Annotated in this window: 20 protein-coding genes; 7 read left to right on the top strand and 13 right to left on the bottom strand. The window is 50.7% G+C overall.

The window, feature by feature from the left end:
* Nucleotide 1: 1 nt before the first annotated feature.
* A complete protein-coding gene (gene orn / locus HRU73_RS10585; RefSeq protein ID WP_011110727.1) occupies nucleotides 2-547 on the bottom strand; it encodes an oligoribonuclease in 546 nt (181 codons plus the stop codon).
* 162 nt (nucleotides 548-709) lie between these two features.
* Between orn and HRU73_RS10580 the strand changes: the two genes are divergently transcribed.
* From HRU73_RS10580 to rsgA, 3 genes are read left to right on the top strand one after another with little or no spacing between them, the layout of a single operon-like run.
* Nucleotides 710-1978: a M48 family metallopeptidase gene (locus HRU73_RS10580; protein ID WP_287398665.1), complete on the top strand. Its 1269-nt coding sequence runs from the start codon at nucleotides 710-712 to the stop codon at nucleotides 1976-1978.
* Nucleotides 1975-2316 carry a 4a-hydroxytetrahydrobiopterin dehydratase gene (locus HRU73_RS10575; protein ID WP_287398664.1) on the top strand — a complete coding sequence of 114 codons (342 nt, stop codon included), beginning with the start codon at nucleotides 1975-1977 and terminating at the stop codon, nucleotides 2314-2316. Before HRU73_RS10580 ends, HRU73_RS10575 begins: the two co-directional genes overlap by 4 nt.
* Nucleotides 2313-3257, top strand: coding sequence for a ribosome small subunit-dependent GTPase A (gene rsgA / locus HRU73_RS10570; RefSeq protein WP_287398663.1), 945 nt, complete (start codon nucleotides 2313-2315; stop codon nucleotides 3255-3257). The genes HRU73_RS10575 and rsgA overlap by 4 nt, the downstream gene beginning before the upstream one ends.
* 74 nt (nucleotides 3258-3331) lie before the next feature.
* On the opposite strand, the gene HRU73_RS10565 is transcribed toward rsgA, so the two are convergent.
* From HRU73_RS10565 to HRU73_RS10555, 3 genes are all read right to left on the bottom strand, one after another.
* Nucleotides 3332-3793, bottom strand: a complete 462-nt coding sequence (locus tag HRU73_RS10565; protein ID WP_287398662.1) for an FKBP-type peptidyl-prolyl cis-trans isomerase — start codon at nucleotides 3791-3793, stop codon at nucleotides 3332-3334.
* Nucleotides 3794-3935: 142 nt separating this feature from the next.
* On the bottom strand, nucleotides 3936-5660 hold the full coding sequence (locus tag HRU73_RS10560) for a GGDEF domain-containing response regulator (protein WP_287398661.1): 1725 nt from the start codon (nucleotides 5658-5660) through the stop codon (nucleotides 3936-3938).
* Between the two features lie 100 nt (nucleotides 5661-5760).
* Nucleotides 5761-6480 (bottom strand): EI24 domain-containing protein, encoded by a 720-nt coding sequence (locus HRU73_RS10555; protein ID WP_287398660.1) that lies wholly within the window; start codon nucleotides 6478-6480, stop codon nucleotides 5761-5763.
* A 244-nt stretch (nucleotides 6481-6724) separates the two neighbouring features.
* Between HRU73_RS10555 and HRU73_RS10550 the strand changes: the two genes are divergently transcribed.
* The 3 genes from HRU73_RS10550 to HRU73_RS10540 all read left to right on the top strand — a co-directional run bounded on the left by HRU73_RS10550 (nucleotide 6725) and on the right by HRU73_RS10540 (nucleotide 8224).
* On the top strand, nucleotides 6725-7258 hold the full coding sequence (locus HRU73_RS10550; protein ID WP_287398659.1) for a hypothetical protein: 534 nt from the start codon (nucleotides 6725-6727) through the stop codon (nucleotides 7256-7258).
* A gap of 14 nt (nucleotides 7259-7272) precedes the next feature.
* Entirely contained in the window at nucleotides 7273-7821 is a 549-nt protein-coding gene (locus tag HRU73_RS10545; protein WP_287398658.1) for a glycine zipper family protein, read from the top strand.
* Nucleotides 7822-7987: 166 nt separating this feature from the next.
* On the top strand, nucleotides 7988-8224 hold the full coding sequence (locus HRU73_RS10540) for a thioredoxin family protein (RefSeq protein WP_011110736.1): 237 nt from the start codon (nucleotides 7988-7990) through the stop codon (nucleotides 8222-8224).
* 100 nt (nucleotides 8225-8324) lie between these two features.
* Here HRU73_RS10540 and HRU73_RS10535 read toward each other — a convergent pair whose 3' ends face one another.
* The 4 genes from HRU73_RS10535 to purM are packed head-to-tail and all read right to left on the bottom strand — an operon-like array spanning nucleotide 8325 to nucleotide 12022.
* Nucleotides 8325-9584, bottom strand: a complete 1260-nt coding sequence (locus HRU73_RS10535) for an RsmB/NOP family class I SAM-dependent RNA methyltransferase (protein ID WP_287398657.1) — start codon at nucleotides 9582-9584, stop codon at nucleotides 8325-8327.
* Nucleotides 9585-9597: 13 nt separating this feature from the next.
* Nucleotides 9598-10323, bottom strand: coding sequence for a DUF3108 domain-containing protein (locus tag HRU73_RS10530; protein ID WP_287398656.1), 726 nt, complete (start codon nucleotides 10321-10323; stop codon nucleotides 9598-9600).
* Nucleotides 10320-10952 (bottom strand): phosphoribosylglycinamide formyltransferase, encoded by a 633-nt coding sequence (gene purN / locus HRU73_RS10525; protein WP_287398654.1) that lies wholly within the window; start codon nucleotides 10950-10952, stop codon nucleotides 10320-10322. Before purN ends, HRU73_RS10530 begins: the two co-directional genes overlap by 4 nt.
* A gap of 11 nt (nucleotides 10953-10963) precedes the next feature.
* Nucleotides 10964-12022 carry a phosphoribosylformylglycinamidine cyclo-ligase gene (purM, locus tag HRU73_RS10520; RefSeq protein ID WP_287398653.1) on the bottom strand — a complete coding sequence of 353 codons (1059 nt, stop codon included), beginning with the start codon at nucleotides 12020-12022 and terminating at the stop codon, nucleotides 10964-10966.
* 59 nt (nucleotides 12023-12081) lie between these two features.
* Between purM and HRU73_RS10515 the strand changes: the two genes are divergently transcribed.
* Nucleotides 12082-13140, top strand: coding sequence for an AI-2E family transporter (locus tag HRU73_RS10515; RefSeq protein WP_287398652.1), 1059 nt, complete (start codon nucleotides 12082-12084; stop codon nucleotides 13138-13140).
* A 9-nt stretch (nucleotides 13141-13149) separates the two neighbouring features.
* On the opposite strand, the gene HRU73_RS10510 is transcribed toward HRU73_RS10515, so the two are convergent.
* The 5 genes from HRU73_RS10510 to HRU73_RS10490 form a co-directional block, all read right to left on the bottom strand.
* Complete coding sequence (locus tag HRU73_RS10510; protein WP_287400070.1) at nucleotides 13150-13644, bottom strand: transposase; 495 nt, start codon at nucleotides 13642-13644, stop codon at nucleotides 13150-13152.
* Complete coding sequence (locus tag HRU73_RS10505) at nucleotides 13625-13984, bottom strand: IS630 transposase-related protein (protein ID WP_281871569.1); 360 nt, start codon at nucleotides 13982-13984, stop codon at nucleotides 13625-13627. The genes HRU73_RS10510 and HRU73_RS10505 overlap by 20 nt, the downstream gene beginning before the upstream one ends.
* Before the next feature lie 163 nt (nucleotides 13985-14147).
* A complete protein-coding gene (locus HRU73_RS10500; RefSeq protein ID WP_287398651.1) occupies nucleotides 14148-17543 on the bottom strand; it encodes an ATP-binding protein in 3396 nt (1131 codons plus the stop codon).
* A 289-nt stretch (nucleotides 17544-17832) separates the two neighbouring features.
* Nucleotides 17833-19917, bottom strand: coding sequence for an AarF/UbiB family protein (locus tag HRU73_RS10495; RefSeq protein WP_287398650.1), 2085 nt, complete (start codon nucleotides 19915-19917; stop codon nucleotides 17833-17835).
* A gap of 204 nt (nucleotides 19918-20121) precedes the next feature.
* Nucleotides 20122-20961 (bottom strand): DUF262 domain-containing protein, encoded by an 840-nt coding sequence (locus HRU73_RS10490; protein ID WP_287400067.1) that lies wholly within the window; start codon nucleotides 20959-20961, stop codon nucleotides 20122-20124.
* Between the last annotated feature and the right edge of the window lie 186 nt (nucleotides 20962-21147).

Below are 21147 nucleotides of genomic sequence, written 5' to 3'. Positions count from 1 at the left end.
TTCAGATATTGAATAAATGCTGGCGATAGTATTTGAGTTCTTCTATTGAATCGTAGATATCGGCCAGAGCTTCGTGCTTGCCCTGTTTATTGAATCCCTGGGTGATTTCAGGCTTCCAGCGCTTTGCCAGTTCTTTGAGTGTGCTGACATCGAGATTGCGGTAATGAAAATAGCTTTCCAGTTTGGGCATGGATCTCGCCAGGAAACGCCTGTCCTGACAGATGGAATTACCACACATGGGTGAAGTGCCAGCCGGGACGTGAAGTTCCAGGAATGCCAGCATGCGTGATTCCACTTCCGCTTCACTCAGGATCGAGGTTTTGACTTTGTCGATCAGACCGGATTTACCGTGAGTGGACTGATTCCATTTGTCCATTCCATTGAGAATGTCGTCCGGCTGATGAACGACCAGTACCGGTGCTTCCGCCAGAGTATTGAGCTGTGCATCTGTGACGACCAGTGCAACTTCGATGATGCGATCTGTACCTGGATTCAGACCGGTCATTTCCATGTCTATCCAGATCAGGTTGTTACTGTCTTGTGCCATAATTCAAATGTCAGTTGCGTGAATTTTCAGGGTTGGATTGTGTCACACGCAAGTATACTCGCCGTAACCGGGCTGTTTTCCTCTGTTTTCCGGTAAAGAGGTGCAAAGGGTACGAATTTCAGTCGTATGATATTTCAGGAACTTAATTTTTCAGACAGTTTTATGCACACTTTTACCCTTGTTTTTATTCTTGCATTGATATTGACCACGCTGGCTCAATGGTGGCTTGCTGCCCGACACATACGTCATATAACGGCACACCGCAATCAGGTTCCGGATGCATTTGTCTCGCAGATCGATTTAGCTGCTCACCAGAAAGCGGCAGATTATACTTGTGCCAAGGCACGCTTGAGTTTCCCGGGAATTCTGCTCCACGCCGGTTTGTTGCTGGTACTTACGCTGGGTGGTGGACTGGAGTGGCTGTCCGGTTTCTGGCACACCTGGTTCAGTGATTCGCTGTGGCATGGGATGGTGCTCATTTTCAGCGTAGTGGCCCTGTCGAGTATAGTGGAAGTCCCCTTCAGTTATTACCGCACATTTGTAATCGAGCAGCAGTACGGATTCAACAAGATGACTCGAACCATGTTTTTTGCTGATCTTGTCAGAAAATATGTGCTGGGCACATTGCTGGGAGCGCCACTGTTGCTGAGTGTCCTGTGGTTGATGGAGAAAGCCGGGGACAACTGGTGGTTTTATACTTGGCTGATCTGGATAAGTTTCAATCTGTTTCTGCTGGCAGTTTACCCTAACTGGATTGCACCGCTGTTCAACAAGTTCTCACCGCTGGAGAACGATTCACTCAAAACGCGTATTGAAAATCTGCTGCAGAAGTGTGGTTTCGAATCCAGCGGATTGTTCGTCATGGATGGTTCCCGCCGCAGCAGTCACGGAAATGCCTATTTTACGGGTTTTGGCAAAACCAAACGCATCGTGTTCTTCGATACGTTGCTGAATCGTCTGGAGGCTGAGGAAATCGAAGCAGTATTGGCACATGAACTGGGCCATTTCAAGCGTCATCATGTAATCAAGCGGATCGTGCTGTCATTTGCAGTCAGCCTGCTGTTTCTGTGGGTGCTGGGTTATCTGATGCAGCAGCCATGGTTTTATCAGGGGCTGGGTGTTCAGGTGACTGCGGTACCTTCGACTGCCATGGCGCTGCTGCTGTTTTTCCTGGTGATGCCGGTATTTACCTTTCTGCTGCATCCACTGTCCAGTATCTATTCACGCAAACATGAGTTCGAAGCAGATGAATACGCAGCCGAACAGGCTTCTGCTGCAGACATGATTCGGGCACTGGTTAAACTGTATCAGGACAACGCTGCCACGCTGACCCCCGATCCGCTGCATTCGGCTTTTTATGATTCCCACCCGCCAGCGGCAATCCGGGTTGCTCATCTCAAGAAATTGATTACGACAGGAGCCGAGGTATGACCAATGTATGTGACCTGACCGATCGGAAATGCAAGCCGTGTGAAGGAGGGATTCCCCCATTGGAGAAGGAAGAAGCTGAAAAGCTGCTGAAACAGTTGGAACAGGGCTGGCAATTGGCAGATAACAAGATCAGCCGGACCTTTTCCTTCAAGAACTATTATCAGACCATGGCTTTTGTAAACGCGATTGCCTGGGTTTCTCATCGCGAGGACCATCATCCCGATATGATGGTTGGCTATGATCGGTGTCGTGTCGAATACATGACACATGCCATCGGTGGACTGTCAGAAAATGACTTCATCTGTGCAGCGAAGGTCGACATATTGTTTAAATCTTGAGTGTTGGTGCTGACAGGAAGAAAACCGGTACATCTCTGACCGGCAAAGTGGTCGCAGCTTACGGGCGCCATTTTGAGGTTGAGGTCGCTGGTGGCACTATTTATTCCTGTGTCGTACGCGGGAAGAAAAAAGGGGTGGTGTGTGGTGATGAAGTTGAAATTCTTCCTGCGACTGGTGACCAGGGAATTATTGAAACTACCTTGCCGCGCACCAGCCTTTTTTATCGCAGCGAAATCTTTCGTGAAAAACTGATCGCAGCCAATGCCACGCAGTTGGTCTTTGTGCTGGCGGTTGTTCCCAGTTGTAATCTGGAGCTGCTCGATCGCTGCCTGGTCGCGGCTGAAAGTCAGGGAATCAGGCCACTCATCCTGTTGAATAAGATTGATCTGATTGGTCAGGATGAACAAAGGCAGGCTGTTGCACATCATCTGATGTTTTATCGGGAGCTGGGGTATCCCGTACTGGAGATCAGTGCGAAAATCTCTGTTCAGCCACTTATTCCGCTGTTGAGCGGGCAGACCAGTCTCCTGGCGGGGCAATCCGGTGTGGGCAAATCGACGTTACTCAATGCACTTGTTCCACGGGCACAGCAGGCTACTGCAGAAATTTCCGATGCATTGGACAGCGGGCGGCACACGACGACCCACGTTCGCCTTTTTCATTTCGATGCTGACAGCAGCATCATCGATTCCCCCGGTTTTCAGGAATTCGGCCTGCAGCAACTGGATGAAGAGTCACTGGCTCGGGGATTCATCGAATTCCGCCCTTTTCTGGGGCAGTGTAAATTCCGCGATTGCCGGCATATTGCAGAGCCAGGTTGCAAATTATTGCAAGCAGCTCAGGAAGGGATGCTTAATTCACAACGGATAGCCTGCTACCACAAACTGGTAAAAGGTTTGAAGAAATCCCATCCTTGGATGGAAACAAGCAAAAGAGTCTGATCGGATATCAGTGAATGTAAAAAACCGGCAGGGAAAATGTCTTCTTTCCTTTTGCTGCCGGGTTTGCATTTCCATTATTCCAGGCCGACCAATTCCACATCGAATACCAGTGCTGAATTGGGAGGGATGACCCGCCCGGCTCCTTGTGAGCCATACGCCATGGAAGAGGGAATGATCAGAGTGCGTTTGCCACCTACCTTCATACCCATAACACCCTGATCCCACCCTTTGATAACCCGCCCGGCTCCGAGCAGGAATGAAAAATGACTTCCACGATCGTAAGAACTGTCGAATTTTCTGCCTTTGTGGCCTTCGGCAGCAGCATCATACAGCCAGCCTGTATAGTGCACCTTGGCGGTTTTGCCAATATCCGCCTCTTCACCTGTCCCAACCTGGGTATCTATTTTTTCCAGTGTAGTGACATCAGCGGCGTTTGTGTGGTGTGACGTTGCCTGTTCTTCGGCAGCCTGGGCACTCATGGATAGAAATAGCCATCCCGAAAGTGCGAGACTCAGTAATTTCTTTACGTTGATCATTATTACCCCTGAAAAATATCGTTCATAGTCTGGTTAATCCAGTAAGGCGAGACGGGTGAAATTTGTCTGCCCGTTGGCGCTGTACCGGACAACGGAAATGATAAAGCAATTTTCTCCGGTCAAGGGTGCTTTGGAAACAGGATTATGCGAAGGTTCCGGTTTTGCATTGTTCGATGAGGGGTAAAAGATTCTCTGCGGAAACAGGAGGGCTGAACAGAAATCCTTGAACGTGATGGCAATTTGCTTTCTGCAGAAAATCCAGTTGTGTGCGTGACTGAACATTGCCTGCACGTATTTGCATGCCAAGATTCCGGGCTAGTGTGACGATGGCTGTGATGATCACAGAAGTATCAGATTGGCTGGCAATATCCTGAACAAGTGGCTGGCCGATCTTGATAGTGTCGACAGGCAGGCGCCGCAGATAATTGAGCGATGAATAACCGGTGCCAAAGTTGTCCATTACGACCCTGATTCCCATTTCTTTTAATTTATTCAATATCCTGATACTTCCATCGATATCCTGCATCAGTACGGATTCGCTGATCTCCAGCTCCAGCCTGGCAGGGTCGAGTCCCGTTATCTGTAATGTTTCGGCAACATGCTTGATTAACTGAAGCTGATCCAGTTCTATGGCAGAGATATTGACTGTAACGAAAGCAGGTCCATGATTGCTGTCCTGCCAGCATTTAGCCTGCCTGCAGGCTTCATGTAATACCCGTTTGCCGATTTTGATAATGGAGCCGGATTCGGTTGCCAGGGAAACAAATTTATCCGGTGAAAGTAATCCCAGCTCGGGGTGTTGCCACCGAACCAGTGCCTCGGCGCCGACAATACTGTCGGTTTTGAGATCGATTACCGGCTGGTAATGCAGAATAAACTCCTTATCATCGATGGCGTGTTGTAATGATTGCTCGATTCTGGCTTTTTGCGATAAGGCTTCTCCCATTTCTCCGATATAGAATTTGTAAGTATTGGGCCAGGATCTTTTAGTGGAAAACAGTGCATTTTCGGCATTGGCGAGCAGTACTTCGATTTCCCGGCCATCACGCGGATAGAGGCTGATTCCTATATTCAGGGTGATATAAAATTCGAGGTGGTTGATGATGAAAGGAGTCGTGGCGAGTTTCAGCAACTGACTGGCAAAGGTTTGTGCCTGGTCGGCGCTGGTCAGGCCGGTTTTGAGAAAAACGAAATTACCCCCTTCAATGCGTGCCAGGATACCGGTCTTGTTGGAATAGATGGATAACCGGCTGGCCAGCTGTTGTATCAGGTTATTGCTGATACTGTAACCATATTTACTGTTGATGCGTGATAAGCGATTGACGTCAATGAAATAAACTGCAGCGATCATGCCATCGTTCGCATCATTGTCCGGCAGCAGCGATGCTGCTTTTTCCTGAAAGAGATTGTGTTTGGGCAGACCGGTCAATTCATCATAATAGGTCATGCGGTAGATATGACTGTCGGCCTGGCGCTTTCTGCGTTTCAGATCGAGGTATTCAAGTTCGCGATCGATCGCCAGCATGAGCTGTGTCGAGTGCCCTTTTGTTACACAATCGTTTGCTCCGTTACGCAACAGGGGAAGTACCACCTGTTCATCCGTTACCGAGGTGTACAGAATAAAAGGGATTGTTTGATGACAGGCTTTCAGCAGATCCAGTAGCTGCATGGCATCCAATCCGGTCATCGAGTGTTCGGTAATGACAGCATCCCAGCTTGATATATCCAGTGCCGACTGAACATCAGACAGGCTGTTTACATGCTGGTAAGTGAGTTGCACTCCATTACGGCCGAAATCGGCAGATAACCGTTCTACATCAGCTTTGGCGTGACCGGCAATCAGAAGTCTCAGTTTTCCGTATGGCATTTCAGATTTTTCCTGGTGTGATATCTTTGGGTATCGACTACCCCGGAAAAAACTTTATTTTGCGGCAGAAACAGGAAGGAAAGCAGGGCTTACATGATGATTAGGCAGCTGTATGACGCAATTTTGCCAATCGGCCCAGTTCGAAGTGTGTGAAAGCCAAGGCAGTCAGAGTGGGGGCGAAAAAATTTAAGAAGGGTACGAATTGAAACAGACCTGTTAGCAAACCCAGGCTCCAGCGTGCCGGCCGGTCTGTGGAAAACAGTTTATCCAGCTCGGTGCTGTTGGCATGTTCGGAAAGTGCATCATAGAAGAACAGCCGCTGATTCAGATAGGCAGCAGCCAGCAAGGGGGCAAGCAGACCGATTCCGGTGAACCACAGAGGAATGGTTACTATCCAGAGGGTGAAAAAAATTACTATTGCTGAGATTACATTGCGCAGGCTGCCGGTGATTGTTCCGCCCTGCATTCTGGCCAGATCGGGGTAGTAGCGTTTCGCTACAAAATTGACCAGGGCCGGCATGGTGACCAGTGCGGTGATCACCAGACTCGTGGTGATTGCCAATGTCACAAAAATGATTACGTTGATGATGCTTTCCACGCTATCGGCAATGACTTGCAGACGTGAAGATTCCAGCCAGTTTTGAAGTGTGTCTGCCGGGATGATGGTCAATACCCAACCGGACAACGGCGTCCAGAGGAGCATGCCGATCAGCCACCAGAAAATGGCCGATACCAGCATCGGCCAGCTCCACAGCCATAGCATGCGCGGGTTGAAAAGATTAGCCGACGCGCGTGAAAGCGCACTAAACAATCCAGACATCAAAATATCTCCCCGGATCAGTTATCAGGAAATTTGTGATTCAAAGTAAAAATGTACGCCATCGTTTCTGGTCAGGAAGATGCAGGTATCTTTCTGTTTTCGCCAGTAATATCCGTGCATCCATGTTCTTTTTCAGAGCGCGTATACTGGATGGTTTATGAAACCTTTGTCAGAGGACGTGGCCTAAGTGACAATACGGCGAGGGATTCCAAAATAAATGTACCACGGATATGAGGAGTAATGAGTGAAAAGGCTGAACTGGTTTCATCTGTCTCTGATTCTGGCCGGAATGATAGCAAGTGGTGTTTCCTGGAGCTACAGCCACGGGCATTCACATGGATATCACAATCGCTCTCATGGTCATTATTCAGGCAAACGAAATTTTTCCCTGGGTGTGGGCCTGACAAGTACTTTCGGATCTTACGGCTATTACAATTACCCCGGCAGTAATGTCGGGATTTACGGAAGCTTCGGTTACGGACGGCCGTATCCTTATTACCGCCGACCTTATTATCGGCCTTACGGTTATGGTTATCCGGCCAGCCGTTTTTACTGGCCCGCCTATCCTCCTACTGTTTATTATCCTCCAGTCGTGGTCGTACCGCCTGATCCGCCGGTTTATATTCAACAGCAACCTGCCCGACTGGTACCTCCCCCTCCCGAATCGGCTGTTACGAATTACTGGTACTATTGTGAAAATCCGGCCGGTTATTATCCGGAAGAAGTAGAACGCTGTCCGGGTGGCTGGGTAAAAATACCCCCCCGACCCGCTCAATAATGCAGGAGTATGTAATGCGCCATTTTTCCAGATTGATTGTGCTTTCAGCAACAGTATCGCTTGTAGCGTGTGTGAATATTCCGCTTGGGCCGAGCGTTATGGTGCTTCCCGGCGTTGGTAAAAGTTTCGATCAGTTCCGTGGCGATGATTATTTATGTCGCCAGTTTGCCAATCAGCAGACCAATTATGAAACGCCCAAGAATTCAGCAGTTTCCAGTGGTATGGAAAGTGCCGCCCTGGGTGCTGCTCTGGGTGCTGCAGCCGGTGCCGCCTTGGGCGGTGGGCGCGGGGCGGCTGTTGGCGCAGGGACGGGATTACTGGGAGGAGGATTGGCGGGTAGTGGTACTGCACAATCTTCGAGCTCCATCAGTCAGGAACGTTATGATATTGCCTATATTCAGTGTATGTATGCCAATGGCCATCGTGTGCCGGTTTCTGCCGGATTGATCGAAGGGTCGGGCGGTAATATGGGCCAGGGGGTGACTTCCAGTCCGTCTTCTTCTTCGGGCAGATCTATCCCGCCCCCACCTCCGGGCCATCCTCCTCCGCCCCCTCTTTACTGAGGCATGACGCCTGCAAACCCTTGAATATAATTACGTTGATTTAATGTGTTAAAATCAAGCTGCGGGTTTCCTGGAAAAGGTCGGAGTCTACTTGGCTTCGAATGGTGACAGGAAGTTTTCGCTTCAGAGAATGTCGTTTTAATTATTTTTAGTCAAGGAGAAAAACGTGGCATCAAAAGCTATTTTTTATCATGCGGGTTGTCCTGTATGTGTATCTGCTGAACAGGCCGTCGCCAACGCTATTGATCCTTCAAAATATACGGTCGAAATTGTTCATCTGGGCACGGATAAAGCACGTATTGCTGAAGCAGAGAAAGCAGGTGTGAAATCGGTTCCGGCACTCGTCATCGACGGTGCTGCATTCCATATCAATTTCGGTGCCGGTATCGACGATCTGAAATAACAAGAAAATAGTTTACTTTGCAAGCGGCTGCGTTACGTTATTGCTTGCATCTTGAAGGGGCCTTAAAAAGAAAAGGCCCCTTTTTGGTTTTTAGGCCTGGTTATACCGAGCGTTCCAACACGGCGGCAAAAAAGCTGTCGGTATTGTGGTAAAGCGGTGAAAGTTGTAAAAACTTCCCGGTATCAGGCAGGTGGATTTTTTGTTGTGCAAGCAGCTCATCGCAATGGAGAATGGAGAATTGCGGATGATCTGCCAGAAAACGCTCGACAATCTGCTGATTTTCTTCCGGTAACAGGCTGCAGGTGGCGTAAACCAGACGGCCTCCCGGTTTGAGCAGATTGGCTGCTGCCGTGAGAATGGCCATTTGCTTCTTTTGCAACTCATCGATACTTTCCGGGCTTTGTCGCCATTTCAAATCAGGGTTGCGGCGCAAAGTGCCAAGTCCGCTGCATGGTGCATCGACCATTACCCGGTCAATTTTTCCTGCCAGCCGTTTCAGTTTGGAATCTCGTTCACTGTCGATGCGCTGCGGATGGATATTGGATAATCCTGAGCGTTTGAGACGTGGTTTGAGATTGTTGAGTCGTTTTTCAGAAACATCAAAAGCATACAAGCGGCCGCGAGAATGCATCAGCGCACCAAGCAGCAATGTCTTGCCGCCTGCACCTGCACAAAAATCCACTACCATTTCACCTCGTTTGGGCGCGAGCAGAAACCCCAGAAGCTGACTGCCTTCGTCCTGTACTTCAATTTTTCCGGAGAGGAACAACGTATTCCGGTTGATTGCCGGTTTCCCGGTAATACGAATCCCGACGGGAGAAAAAGGGGTGGGCTGTGCTTCAATTCCCTGTTGTTCCAATGCAGCTAATATTTCTTCACGTTTGGCAAGCAGGCTGTTGACACGTATATCCAGTGGAGCTGGCTGCTGCAGCGTCTGACCAAGGCGCAAAATTTCTTCATCCGAGTGGTATTTCTGCAGTTTTTCCACCAGCCATTCCGGGAACTCTGCCCGGATGGAGAGTGGCTGTTCTTCCAGTTTGACTGCCTTGATTTGCTGGATCCATTTGATTTCTGTTTCCCGAATGAGCGGAGCCAGTTCCCGCAGATTCATGCCCTGAAATCTGGTCAGATAAGCCAATACCAGTTCACGGGCAGTTGCTTTCCCTGCCAGTTTTTCCAGAAAGAAACGGCGCCGTAGTATCCCGAATACGGCTTCCGCAATGATGCCCCGGTCATTTTGTCCCAGTTGGTGATGATCCTGAAAGAATTGCCGTAGCAGTATATCTGCCGGGGCTGGCAGAGGCAGTATCTTGCGCACGGCGGCAATCAGCAGATCCAGTCGTTCGGGTGTCAGTCGCATAAGTTTGGAGGGGTCACCGGGAAGAATTTACCAGCGGTGAATAGTTGATTTTTGTGACGATCTGATCGACTTCCAGTCCGTGTTTTTCGGTAGAAATAATGCGTACCGGCAGCAGGTGATGATCCGCTGCGAGCCAGATTTTCTTTTTGAATGGATCATTCTGTTCTCGCTGCTTTGTAAGTACGATCGTGGCAAGTTTGCCTATTGGTGTATCCAGCATTTCCCGGGTAACGGTGTAACGGGTTGTTTGCAGAGTGCGATAATCGGTCTCATGCACAACCAGTATCTGCCTGGGAGGGGCAGTGAACACGAAGTGATAGGCCAGGCTTAATTCATCGAGTGTTCCACTCGGCAGGTTTTCCGTCATCTCCTGGCCTTTGCGGCGATAAATGATGTGCTGCCTGCTCCAGTCGAATTCAACTTCACGTGCCGGTTTTTCACCACGCTGATCTGTAAACCGCAATGGTCTCATTCCCATGTGCGGAATGATCGTACCCTCGCTGTGGCGATGAATACTGCCACGCTTGATCAATTTTAGAATGCCGCTGGCTGAAGCTTCGCTATCGATGGTGTAGTGTTGGATATCATTTTCCTGCCGCACGCGCAGTATTTCGTGTGCTTTGCCTTGCCCGATACTGCCATTGAGGGCATATTCGATATCAATGCGTTCAGGTAAATTTTCTGCCTGGGCGACCACGCCCACCAAGAAAAACAGAGCGATGGATAACAGCAGTTTCATGGCTCGATCCCGGGTGAATATAAAACCTCCTGACTGTCACTGGTTATCGCGATTTCGACACGGTTTTCCACCAGAGTCAATTGCCCTTGCAGAAACCAGCGCACGGCCTGCGGGTAAATACGATGTTCCTGAGCGAGTACTCTCGCGGCAAGCGTTGCCGGGGTATCATCAGTCAACACCGGTATGGCAGCCTGGGCGATAATGGGGCCGTGATCCAGTTGCGATGTAACGAAATGAACCGTGCAGCCGTGGATTTTGACCCCTTCCTGCAGTGCGCGTGTATGCGTATCAAGCCCGGAAAATGCCGGCAACAGGGAAGGGTGGATGTTGACCAGCCTGCCCTGGTAATGATCTACAAATGCTTCCGACAGAATACGCATGAAACCGGCCAGGACGACCAGATCAGGTTGATAGGTATCGATGGTTTCTGCCAGCGCGGCATCAAACGCTTTCCGGTCTGGAAACGTACGATGATCGATTACCTGAGTCGGGATACCACGGGTCTGAGCAAACATCAATCCTTCTGCCGCTGGATTATTACTGATCACCGCGGCGATCGGCAATCCGGCTTCCAGTATTGCCTGCATGTTACTGCCGCGACCGGAAATAAGGATGACTACTGATTTCATGGCGCCTTCTTTCAGGCAATGACGATGGGGGGTGTTTCGGATTGACGAGGTCTGATTTCGCCGATCTGCCATACGGTTTCGCCCGCGTTGTGCAAAATTTCGATGGCAGTTTGAGCGTGTTCCGGAGCAACGACCACGACCATGCCGATGCCGCAATTGAAAACACGCAGCATTTCTTCCTTGGCCACGTTGCCATGTTGTTGCAACCAGTCGAACAGGGGAGGGCGCACCCAGGTGCTGCTGTCGATATGGGCCATGACGTCGTCGGGCAGAACACGCGGAATGTTTTCCAGTAATCCGCCACCGGTAATATGCGCCAATCCCTTGACGGGCAATTCTGCCATCAACGTCAGCAGGGATTTCACATAAATACGGGTCGGTGTCAGAAGCGCATCGATAAGACTGGTTTCACCAAGACGAGTGTCGGATTGCACTGTATTCAGATCAAGAATTTTACGAATCAGTGAGAACCCGTTGGAATGCGGACCGCTCGAGGCGATTCCCAGTACGATATCGTTCTCTCTGATGCCGGAACCATCGATGATCCGATCTTTTTCCACCACGCCGACAGCAAAGCCTGCAAGATCATATTCTCCTTCGGGGTACATACCAGGCATCTCTGCCGTTTCACCTCCAATCAGCGCACAACCGGCATCTTCACAGCCGCGTGCAATTCCCTGAACCACTTGGGTGGCGATTTCCACATCCAGTTTGCCACAGGCGAAATAGTCCAGAAAAAACAGTGGCTCAGCACCCTGTACCAGAATATCGTTCACACTCATCGCAACCAGATCGATACCAATGGTTGCATGCCGCGCATACTGGAAAGCCAACTTGAGTTTGGTGCCTACGCCATCCGTGCCCGATACCAGCACCGGCTGCCGGTATTTTCCAGGTACTTCGAATAATGCCCCGAATCCGCCGATACCCCCCAGTGCCTCCGGACGCATGGTGCGCCGTGCAAATGGTTTGATCCTTTCCACCAGACGATTTCCGGCATCGATATCAACACCGGATGAACGGTAGGAAATCGGGTTTTTATCAGGGTTTGCAGGGTTGGACGCAGTCAAGTTGAGTTCTCACAGTGTTAAGGCTAGAGTGCAGCTTTTGAGGCATGATTTTACCGTAAATGAACGACAAATATTCCCCGGATTCCCGTCTCTTCTGGTACCTGACAGTCATTGGTGTGGTCAGTGCGCTGATCTATCTGCTCAGTCCCATTCTGACTCCTTTTTTATTGGCGGCCGTCATTGCCTATATCTGTAATCCGTTGGTTACCTGGCTCGAAGCCAGAAAAATTCCCAGAACCCTGAGCACGATCTTCGTGATGCTCATGACCATGGGAATATTTATCGCCATGGCGCTGATTCTGTTTCCATTGTTCGAAAAAGAAGTTTCACGGCTGGTCGAGAGAATCCCGTCTTTTCTCGATCTGGTGAAGAGCCAGTTTATTCCCTGGCTGGAAGATAATTTTAATGTCGAGCTTCAGATCGATATTGCCTCGCTCAAACAGATGCTGACAGAGCACTGGAAAAGTGCCGGGGGCGTGGCTGCGCAAATGCTGCCTTCGCTGAAAAGCGGTGGCCTGATCCTCCTCACGTTCCTGATGAATCTGGTGCTGGTGCCGGTTGTATTGTTTTACTTGTTGCGCGACTGGAATAACCTGATCAGGCAAATGGGTGAGCTGATTCCACCTGTCTGGCAAAAACAGGTATTTACCCTGGCCAAGGAAACCGATGATGTACTGGCTGAATTCATGCGTGGGGAAACAGCGGTCATCACCATCATGAGCATCTACTACGTAACGGGGTTATGGCTGGTCAAACTGGAATTTGCCTTGCCGATCGGACTGATGTCCGGGATTCTGGTATTCGTACCCTATCTGGGAACCATTACCGGGCTTGCACTGGCAACCTTTGCAGCCATCACACAATTTCAGGAATGGAGTAGCGTAATCGCAGTCTGGGTAGTGGTAGGATCAGGACAACTGCTGGAAAGCATGCTGATTACCCCCCGGTTGGTGGGAGAACGTATCGGTCTGCATCCGGTAGCGGTGATTTTTGCATTACTCGCTTTTGGTCAACTGTTTGGCTTTATCGGGATTTTGCTGGCACTGCCGATCAGCGCAATTTTGCTCGTCCTGCTCCGGCATCTGCACACACAATATATGGAAACGATGAGGGAATGATGATATAGCCTACGTCACATAAAATGATTTGATTTTAAAGAGTTGCTCGACGGTTTTGTTTTGTTGTTTTCTGATTGCTTTGGTTTGAGCCCATTTGTGCTCAATAGGATTAAGGTCAGGTGAATACACTGGCAGATATTCAAGCGTATGTCCGGCTTGTGTGATTGCATTTTGAATATCCAGCCTCTTGTGAAAGGTCGCGTTATCCATGACCACGACTGACGCTGGCGGGAGTTTTGGCAACAGATCGTGTATCGTCCAGCCGAAAAAAGTATCTGCATCGATATTGCTTTCGAACAATCCCACCGTCAGCAGACATTTATCGATTAATGCGCCGATGACATTGACACGGCCTCTTGCGTGCCAATCACACACTCCATGACATCGCTTGCCAATGGGCGCGTACCCGTGTGTTCGTGGCATATCGTGAGCAAAACCACTTTCATCAATATAGACGATGACACGGTTTTGAGCTTGATACGCTTTAATCGTCTCCTGGAAGATGCGCCGTTCGTCTTCGTCCGCTTTGGGATGCTGCAGTGTTTTTTTTATAGCTGATGTTCATACGCCTTAGTGCGTGGCCGATACCTTTTTCGCTCACACCCAGTCGACGAGCCCGTTCGGCCTGATAGGCGTCTGGAAATTCCCGTACATCACGAGCCAGCGCAGCCATGTCGATCTTCGTTGCCGGTTTGTTACGGGTCTCCTGAGGAACAGGATTTTTTATCCAGCGTGTCACGCTGGCAATTCCTACACAAAAACGGGCTGCCGTTTGCACTATGGTGAGTCCTTCCTTCTCTCGAACAGATAAAACTTTGCGGCGAAATGAAATGGGATAAGTCATCTGTAAATTATAATCAATCTATCTGAGCTTCGCTATAGATGTGTATAGAGCCTGTTGTTGTGGTTTTTTAGGCATGTTTTATTTCATTATTAACTGATTTTCAGTTTTGTTGCAGACCAACCGGGTAGGAATTCTTCTTGGTGCTCCAGCTCCAGCAGCGATTTCATACACCAAGTTGTTCAAGAACTGTTTTCGCTTCGATCAAGTCGAGGTTGTCGACGCATTCGTTGAATCTGGAGTACACAGCATTTAAGATGCGTTTGGCATCATCCGCTTTATTGAGTTTTCTCCAAAGCTTAGCTAGGCTCGTGGCGGCTCGAAGTTCAAGCATTGTTGCATGCTGATCCTGCGCAATCTTTAAGGCTTCACACAAACACTCTTCTGCTTCCTGGACTGATTCGCCGGACTGTTCCTGCAGCAGTTCGCCTTTCAGTCGAAACAATTCCGCTTGCCAGAATAATGCTCCCCCAGTGACAGCAAGCTTCTGCGCTTCCTCAATGGCAGCCAGGCCTTCGTCAATTCTATTTCTACGCAAATAAACTTCCGCCAGCAACGCCAAGGTACAAGTGTCGTGGATACGCGCTCCTGTGGCCCGGGTGGCGGAAAGCCCGTCAATTAACTTGGCGATACCTTCCTCTTGCTCGGTGTCGGCCAACGCCCAGCCTTGCGAGGCGGTCGCCCACGCCAACCCCAATTCAAATGAGTATTGTGTTGAAATTGCGATCGCTTCATTGGTGATTTCCAGCGTTTTCTCCGCATTGTGGGCACCGGAATAGATCCAGGCAAGGAAAATGAGAGTAAAAACACGAGTGAATGGGTGCTCCAACTCTCTCGCCATGCCCATCGTCTCCAGCGCCAGCGTTTCAGCTTGATCGACTTCACCCAATATCCATAATGTCCTGGCCAGCAGAATCCGCGCGGTTATTCCGGAATCCTGGCCGTAGAAGAAGATCCGTGAGCGCTGTTGATTCGAATCATCCAGGGATTTTGCGGCGAACAGATGGGTTCTGGTTTCATCAAACCGGCCAAGGTAGAAATAGGTCGCACCCAAAGCATGGTGAGCTTCAATCAGTAGCTCCGGGCTTTGCTCGCGGTGAGCCAGCGCAAGGAGATCTTCGGCCAGGCCGCGCGCATTGGCGAGTTGCCCTCTGACCAGATGAAAGACCCATAATCCCCGAATGGCTCGGAACTGATGTACGAAACTGCTGTGCTCCTGTAACAAATCCTTCGCTCTTCGATAATTGTGTTCCATTTCATCGGATGCATAGCCTTTGACGGACAGCAACGGGACGCCGCGTGCAATCAGGAGCTCCAACTCCAGGGCATTTCGCTTCGGGCCTTGCGGCAGCTCCTTTAGCAACTCGAGCGCCCGATTAAAATGGGCGAGCGCTTCAATACTGGCTGATCGTTCCACATCGCAACGAGCCGCACGATGGTAATACTCAACGGCCGGACTGGCTAATCCGGCCTGTTCATAGTGATAGGCCAGGAGCTCCGGTTCCATGCTTACCCGTTCGGAGAACTGGCTCTCCAGAGCTTTGGCAATGCGGGCATGAAGTGCTCGCCGGAGTTTCCTGGGCAGCATGCTGTAGGCAGCTTCCTGGACCAGTGCATGCTTGAAGTAGTATGTCGCAAGAGGGATTTCACCCTCTTGCAGAACGAGCCCAGAAGCGACGAACAGATCAAGTGCATCCTTCAACTCGCTGTCCGGCACTTCAACAGTGGCCTGCAGCAGCTCGTAGGTGAATTCACGTCCTATTGCTGCACCGGCCTGGACAATTTCCCTGGCTGGTCCTAACCGATCCACCCGTTCCATGAGCAAGGCTTGCAGACTGTCCGGAATGGGCAATTTCTTTACTGGACCCTGCAAAGTAAATGAATCGTTTTCCTCAGTCAGCAGCCCTGATCCAAGCACATTTTCCGTCAACGTCTCGATATAGAGAGGTATGCCATCAGCCTTGGCCAGAATTGCCTGCTGTACTTCGGGTGGAAGCACTTTTCCTCCTGCCATCGTCGTAATGAGCTCAGCACTATGCCGGCGTGGAAGCCGACAGAGTGTCAGAGACGTCACGTAACTATATTCCGCCCATACCGGCTTGAAGCCGGGTCGAGATGTGATTAGCAGCAACATGCGCATATGCCGGATATGGCCAATGATTCGTGTTATGAGTTCCAGCGTAGTCGGATCAAGCCAATGGGCATCTTCCACAATGAACAACAGGGGGCAATGACCAGCCAGCTTTTGCAGATGTTGCACGAGCGCTTCCAGCGTCATGTCCTTGCGTTTTTCGGATGACACATTGAGCGGCGGGTAGCGATGATCTCCCCGGATCAAGAGCAGATCGGCCAGCAATGAAACTGTCTTCGGATCATCAATCCCGCTTTCGGCGGCCATGGCATCGAGCTTGTTCAGTTGTGTCTCGGCGCTGTCCTGATTTGCGAATCCTGCTGCCTGTCGCAAAAAATTGATCGCCGGATAGAGCGCTGTATTAATGTGGTACGGTGAACATTGAAATTGAATTACCTGGTGTCGTTCATCTGCAAGGTGGTCACGCAAGCTACAGGCGATTCTCGATTTTCCGATACCGGCTTCACCGCTTAGGAGCAAGACCTGTCCTTCGCCGCCGACGGCCTCGCGCCAGCGGCCCAACAGGAGTGAAATTTCCTGTTCTCTGCCTACGAATTTGGTTAACTGGCCGGATCGATAGGATTCAAATCGGCTGGCTGATGGCTTGATACTCAGAACTTGCCAGGCGTGGACAGGTGTATCGAATCCTTTCAGCGAGGAAGCACCAAGATCCGAGAACTCGAATTCATTTCCGACAAGCCGTTTTGTCGCCAGATCGATGATCAATTGACCGGGTTTAGCCAGTGCCTGGAGGCGGGCGGCGAGATTCGGCGTTTCACCGAACACTGACCGTTCCTTGGCAGTGTCCTGCCCCATTAGTTCACCGACTACGACTTGACCGGTAGCGATCCCGATTCGGGCAGCAATACTAAGCTGTGGATGGGGATTGTTCAGATTAAATACCTTCACTGTATCCAGAATAGCGAGGCCGGCATGTACGGCTCGTTCCGCATCATTTTCGTGAGCATGAGGGTACCCAAAATAAGCCAGTATCCCATCTCCCATATATTTTGCGACATAGCCATTGAGTCGGCCAATCGCCTGGCTGCAGGCAACTAAAAATTGCCGGATCACATCCTGAAGGTCTTCAGGGTCCAGTCGGCAGGATAGTGCTGTCGAATCCACAAGATCGCAAAACATCACTGTTAACTGGCGACGTTCTGCCTGATTTCGTTCGAGAGGGAATGATTGTTCTTCCGGAATAACGCCAGCGAGTATAGATCCCGGGCCTGGACTTGCAGTGTTCTGTGACAATTGCGCGATTGCACGCAAGAGTATTTTCCGATGCCCCAGTAAGACACCCAGCGCCTCCAGATCGTCTTCATTCAGCTCGGGCAGGACATCCCAAGTGATCGCATTGTGCTCAAACGACTCGTGATATACACTGAGATCAAGGCTATCCAGCCATGCTGATACACGATCATTCATCATGGCAACGCCGATGGTGAGTATCCGGCTGGCCTGTTATGCATAGCGTTAAGCGCAGAGAGTTATTCATTGCGGATCGTAATTCTTCAATTGATAACAGACCTATGATGAATAATGTTTCCATGAGAACGATTTCTAAAGGGTCTTTGACTCGAAAAATGGAACGCTGGCTATTAGGTATGGTAATGATGATCATCGCCTATCTGATCGAGAGGGTTGTATTACGTTCGATCAAGCGCAGTGGAAAATTTTCGGCGCGGAACAACTCTGCATCGTAAAACTGTTTTTATCTTTAACGTCCTCGCAGCAGATCGATAACCAGGCCAAGGGTCAGCAGACCTGCAACAGCCCCGAATGTTACTGGTACCCACTCGGCAACAGCCGTAGACATGGTCGTGAGTCCGCTGGCCAGGACACTTGCCGCAGCAGTCAGACCGAGTGCCAGCCGTCGTCCCGTGTGACGCACAATGTCCTCCAGCGAAGTGGCCTTGAAGTTCACCACGGGCTTTGGACCGCCAGGGCGGGCGCCGACGAGGTTTTCGACTGCCTCGATTACGCGCAAGGCCCGTACTTTCAATTTCTGCGATTGATACACGAATGTTTTTGGATTGAGCGCGGCACCCATGCGTTTGACCATCAAACGCATCAAGTACTTGCCTGCCACGTCGTAAGGATCGAGCGTCGGATCAAGCTCAGCAGTCGCCAGCTGTACCTGCGCAAGTGCTTTGGTGGCAAGCGTGAGCGAAGCCGGCAGCGGCACCCCGTGTCGTAACGAGACGGTGCTCATTTCTTGCAGAAGCGGCCCGATCTGCATCTCGGCAAGCGAGGCGGCTCGATATTTTGCCATCACCTCCCCGATCTCGCTTTGGAATTGAGCCACATCGAAATCGTTGCTATTGACAGCGTTCGTCATCATCAATGTGACATCGGTGAGAAACCCGGCATCTTCCTGCCACAGAGCCATCAGCATTAACAAAAGATGCTCGCGAAGATCGGCTCCTACCGCGCCAACCATTCCGAAATCGAGAAAATAAATGCAGTCCTTCCACCACATCAGGTTGCCTGGGTGAGGGTCGGCATGGAAGAAACCATCGACGATGATCTGTTTGTAGTAGCTCTCCAACAGTTGGCGAGCGGCCTGGATACGCTCTGGACCGGCTGGCGCCTGCTTGATCGGAATGCCCTGGATTTCTTCCATCACCAGTAATCGGGATGTGGACAGATCCGAGTGTACGCTGGGTACGGCAAGGCGATCATAGCTTGCGAGTACTCCCCGCATCCGTTCGATGTTGTCAGCCTCCTGGCGAAAGTCGAGTTCACGATGAAGCGAGGTGGAAAGGTGTTTGAATACCGCTTCCATATCGATCACCTGATTGAGCGCAGGACGTTTCCCGACTTTTTCCGCAAACATTTCGAGCAGAGCGAGATCCTGTTCGATATCAGCACGAGCAGTGGGTCGCTGAACCTTGACTACGACCCGATCACCGGTTTCGAGTACCGCACGATGAACCTGAGCGATTGTGCCGGCGGCGAGGGGCTTTGGGTCAAATGACTTGAATACATCCTCCCACGGGACTCCCAATTCCTGTTCAGAGACTCGGACAACCTCGCTCTCAGTCATTGGCGGCACGCGAGACTGCAACAGTACAAGCTCTTCGATGTATTCGATTGGAAGGAGATCTGGACGGGTTGATAACACTTGCCCGAGTTTCGAGAATATCGGGCCCAGCTCTTCCAGGGCGCCACGTAAGCGCCTGGCCTGCTGGCGGCGGATGGATATATCTGGGTCGGATTGGCTGAACAGCTCTGTGAGCCCATGTTTTGCCATCACGGCCGCGATATGCGTAGCGCGTGCTACCAGTCGAGGCTTAAAAGACGGGATTTCATCATTAGACAGGGAAGCTCGCATCGAGTGCGGTGCACGCTCATCGGTAGAGTGCGCAGCATTTACAATAATTACAGTACAGTGAGCATTGTGACTGATGCGGTTCGGTATGTTACCGAGCAAAAATTCTTTTCGACCTGCCATGCCAAGATTGCCAACCACCAGGACATCGATTGCTTCCTGCTCAGCAGCATGGACGATCGCCAATGCTGGATCAGCATTAATGACGACCAAGGCATGGCCACGTTCTCCGGCAACCTGCCGCGCAAAGTGTGCCAGGTCATTGTTGGCAGCCATAGCACTCGTTTGTTCGGATTCACCGAATTCTGTGGCGGATGGATATTTCGGTACTATTACCTGTACTATGAATAGCTCTGCGTCGTAGCGGTCCGCTAGTCCGGCAGCCCACTGAACAGTCTGGTCGGCGGTTTCGGAGCGATCAGTGCCTACCATCACGCGCCGTATGACACTACCCTCCAGAGGATTTTTCATAAACGTAATGAACCGTTAGTAAGGTGGTACCGTTATCAAGATCAATTATTGTAGCTGTATAAGACTGTCGTGGTCTAATTTCTTCTGGATCCACTCGATCATCAATAATCAGTAAAAATCCTTTTGAATCAGTCTATTGATCATAGACCGACCGCTCGAACCACGAAAAATACCATATAGAGCCAAGATTGCCCTTCCCATAGATCAGGAGTCAATACCTTGCCATTGGTTGTGGCACCTACATTCGGCAGCGTCAGCGATCGCGCGCAGTTCATTGGCCCATTGGGAAAAGCTGCGCTCCAGATCTCTGGTCGGCATCTTGGTGAAGATGTAGTAGAAGAGAAAGTTCTCCAACTGCATCACGAAATGGTCGAACAGCGGCTTTTCCTTCCCTTTCTCCAATGGCTTGGTGATTTTTTTCCATTCATCCTTGAGCTGGGTGAATTGCGCTTGCCCCACCTGCGTGAACAGCAGATTCTTCAGCAAATCCATCGGGTTGAGGCCGACGCCGCGCTCGTTGATCGTCTCGAAGATTTTTAGGGCGCTGCTCACGTCCGTGGAAATCTGGATGAATACTACGTCGTTCGCCAGGTAGCCCCAATATTTCTTCAGCTTGGCCGGGCTGTCGTAGTTGTCCTTCAGGTATCGGTACAGCGTGCCGTAGGCATTGACCAGGTTTTCCAGCGACCCGAAGCTGGCGATGCTCGATGACTGAATGCCTACGCGCACAGCCTGCGGGTCGGCGTCGAGTTCCACCAGCTTGGTGATGACTTCGCCCGCGTTCTCGTAGCGCGGCTCCAGCTTCAGGCTGATCCGCGTTTCCCCATCGTTGTCCGTGTAGCTGGTCGAGATCAAGCCACTGACGGCTTGCTGCTGCGGCTCACCCTGAAACAGATGCTTGAGAGCGCACAGCAACAGGAAGAACGTAGTCAGGCGCTGCTGGCCATCTATGACTTCATAATGGTTTTTCTGATCAATCGGCGACACCAGCACGGTACCGATGAAGTATTCTCGCGTCATTCCCGCATTGATCTGCTCGTCGATGTCTTCGAGTCTGTCTCGTTATGCGTGGGACGCAGCCTCAGTCGAGGTGCTGGTTGAAAATCGCGTATTGCGTGAGATCAAACGCCGGATCAAGCTCCATCGCTCTGGCACGTAGTAGCTGATGATCGCCACGGGCGCGCCAGCGCTCCCATGTCTGATCGTTGTCTTGAATCCTCTTGATGTGGT

Origin of the sequence: Nitrosomonas sp. H1_AOB3 (genome assembly GCF_015709435.1) — a bacterium.
GTDB lineage: Bacteria > Pseudomonadota > Gammaproteobacteria > Burkholderiales > Nitrosomonadaceae > Nitrosomonas > Nitrosomonas europaea.
This window is presented reverse-complemented; position numbering and strand designations above follow the sequence as displayed.

Coding starts and splice junctions, on each gene's coding strand:
- orn (WP_011110727.1), bottom strand. CDS start 547: ATGGCACAAGACAGTAACAACCTGATCTGGATAGACATGGAAATGACC.
- HRU73_RS10580 (WP_287398665.1), top strand. CDS start 710: ATGCACACTTTTACCCTTGTTTTTATTCTTGCATTGATATTGACCACG.
- HRU73_RS10575 (WP_287398664.1), top strand. CDS start 1,975: ATGACCAATGTATGTGACCTGACCGATCGGAAATGCAAGCCGTGTGAA.
- HRU73_RS10565 (WP_287398662.1), bottom strand. CDS start 3,793: ATGATCAACGTAAAGAAATTACTGAGTCTCGCACTTTCGGGATGGCTA.
- HRU73_RS10560 (WP_287398661.1), bottom strand. CDS start 5,660: ATGCCATACGGAAAACTGAGACTTCTGATTGCCGGTCACGCCAAAGCT.
- HRU73_RS10555 (WP_287398660.1), bottom strand. CDS start 6,480: ATGTCTGGATTGTTTAGTGCGCTTTCACGCGCGTCGGCTAATCTTTTC.
- HRU73_RS10545 (WP_287398658.1), top strand. CDS start 7,273: ATGCGCCATTTTTCCAGATTGATTGTGCTTTCAGCAACAGTATCGCTT.
- HRU73_RS10535 (WP_287398657.1), bottom strand. CDS start 9,584: ATGCGACTGACACCCGAACGACTGGATCTGCTGATTGCCGCCGTGCGC.
- HRU73_RS10530 (WP_287398656.1), bottom strand. CDS start 10,323: ATGAAACTGCTGTTATCCATCGCTCTGTTTTTCTTGGTGGGCGTGGTC.
- purN (WP_287398654.1), bottom strand. CDS start 10,952: ATGAAATCAGTAGTCATCCTTATTTCCGGTCGCGGCAGTAACATGCAG.
- HRU73_RS10515 (WP_287398652.1), top strand. CDS start 12,082: ATGAACGACAAATATTCCCCGGATTCCCGTCTCTTCTGGTACCTGACA.
- HRU73_RS10505 (WP_281871569.1), bottom strand. CDS start 13,984: ATGACTTATCCCATTTCATTTCGCCGCAAAGTTTTATCTGTTCGAGAG.
- HRU73_RS10500 (WP_287398651.1), bottom strand. CDS start 17,543: ATGATGAATGATCGTGTATCAGCATGGCTGGATAGCCTTGATCTCAGT.
- HRU73_RS10495 (WP_287398650.1), bottom strand. CDS start 19,917: ATGAAAAATCCTCTGGAGGGTAGTGTCATACGGCGCGTGATGGTAGGC.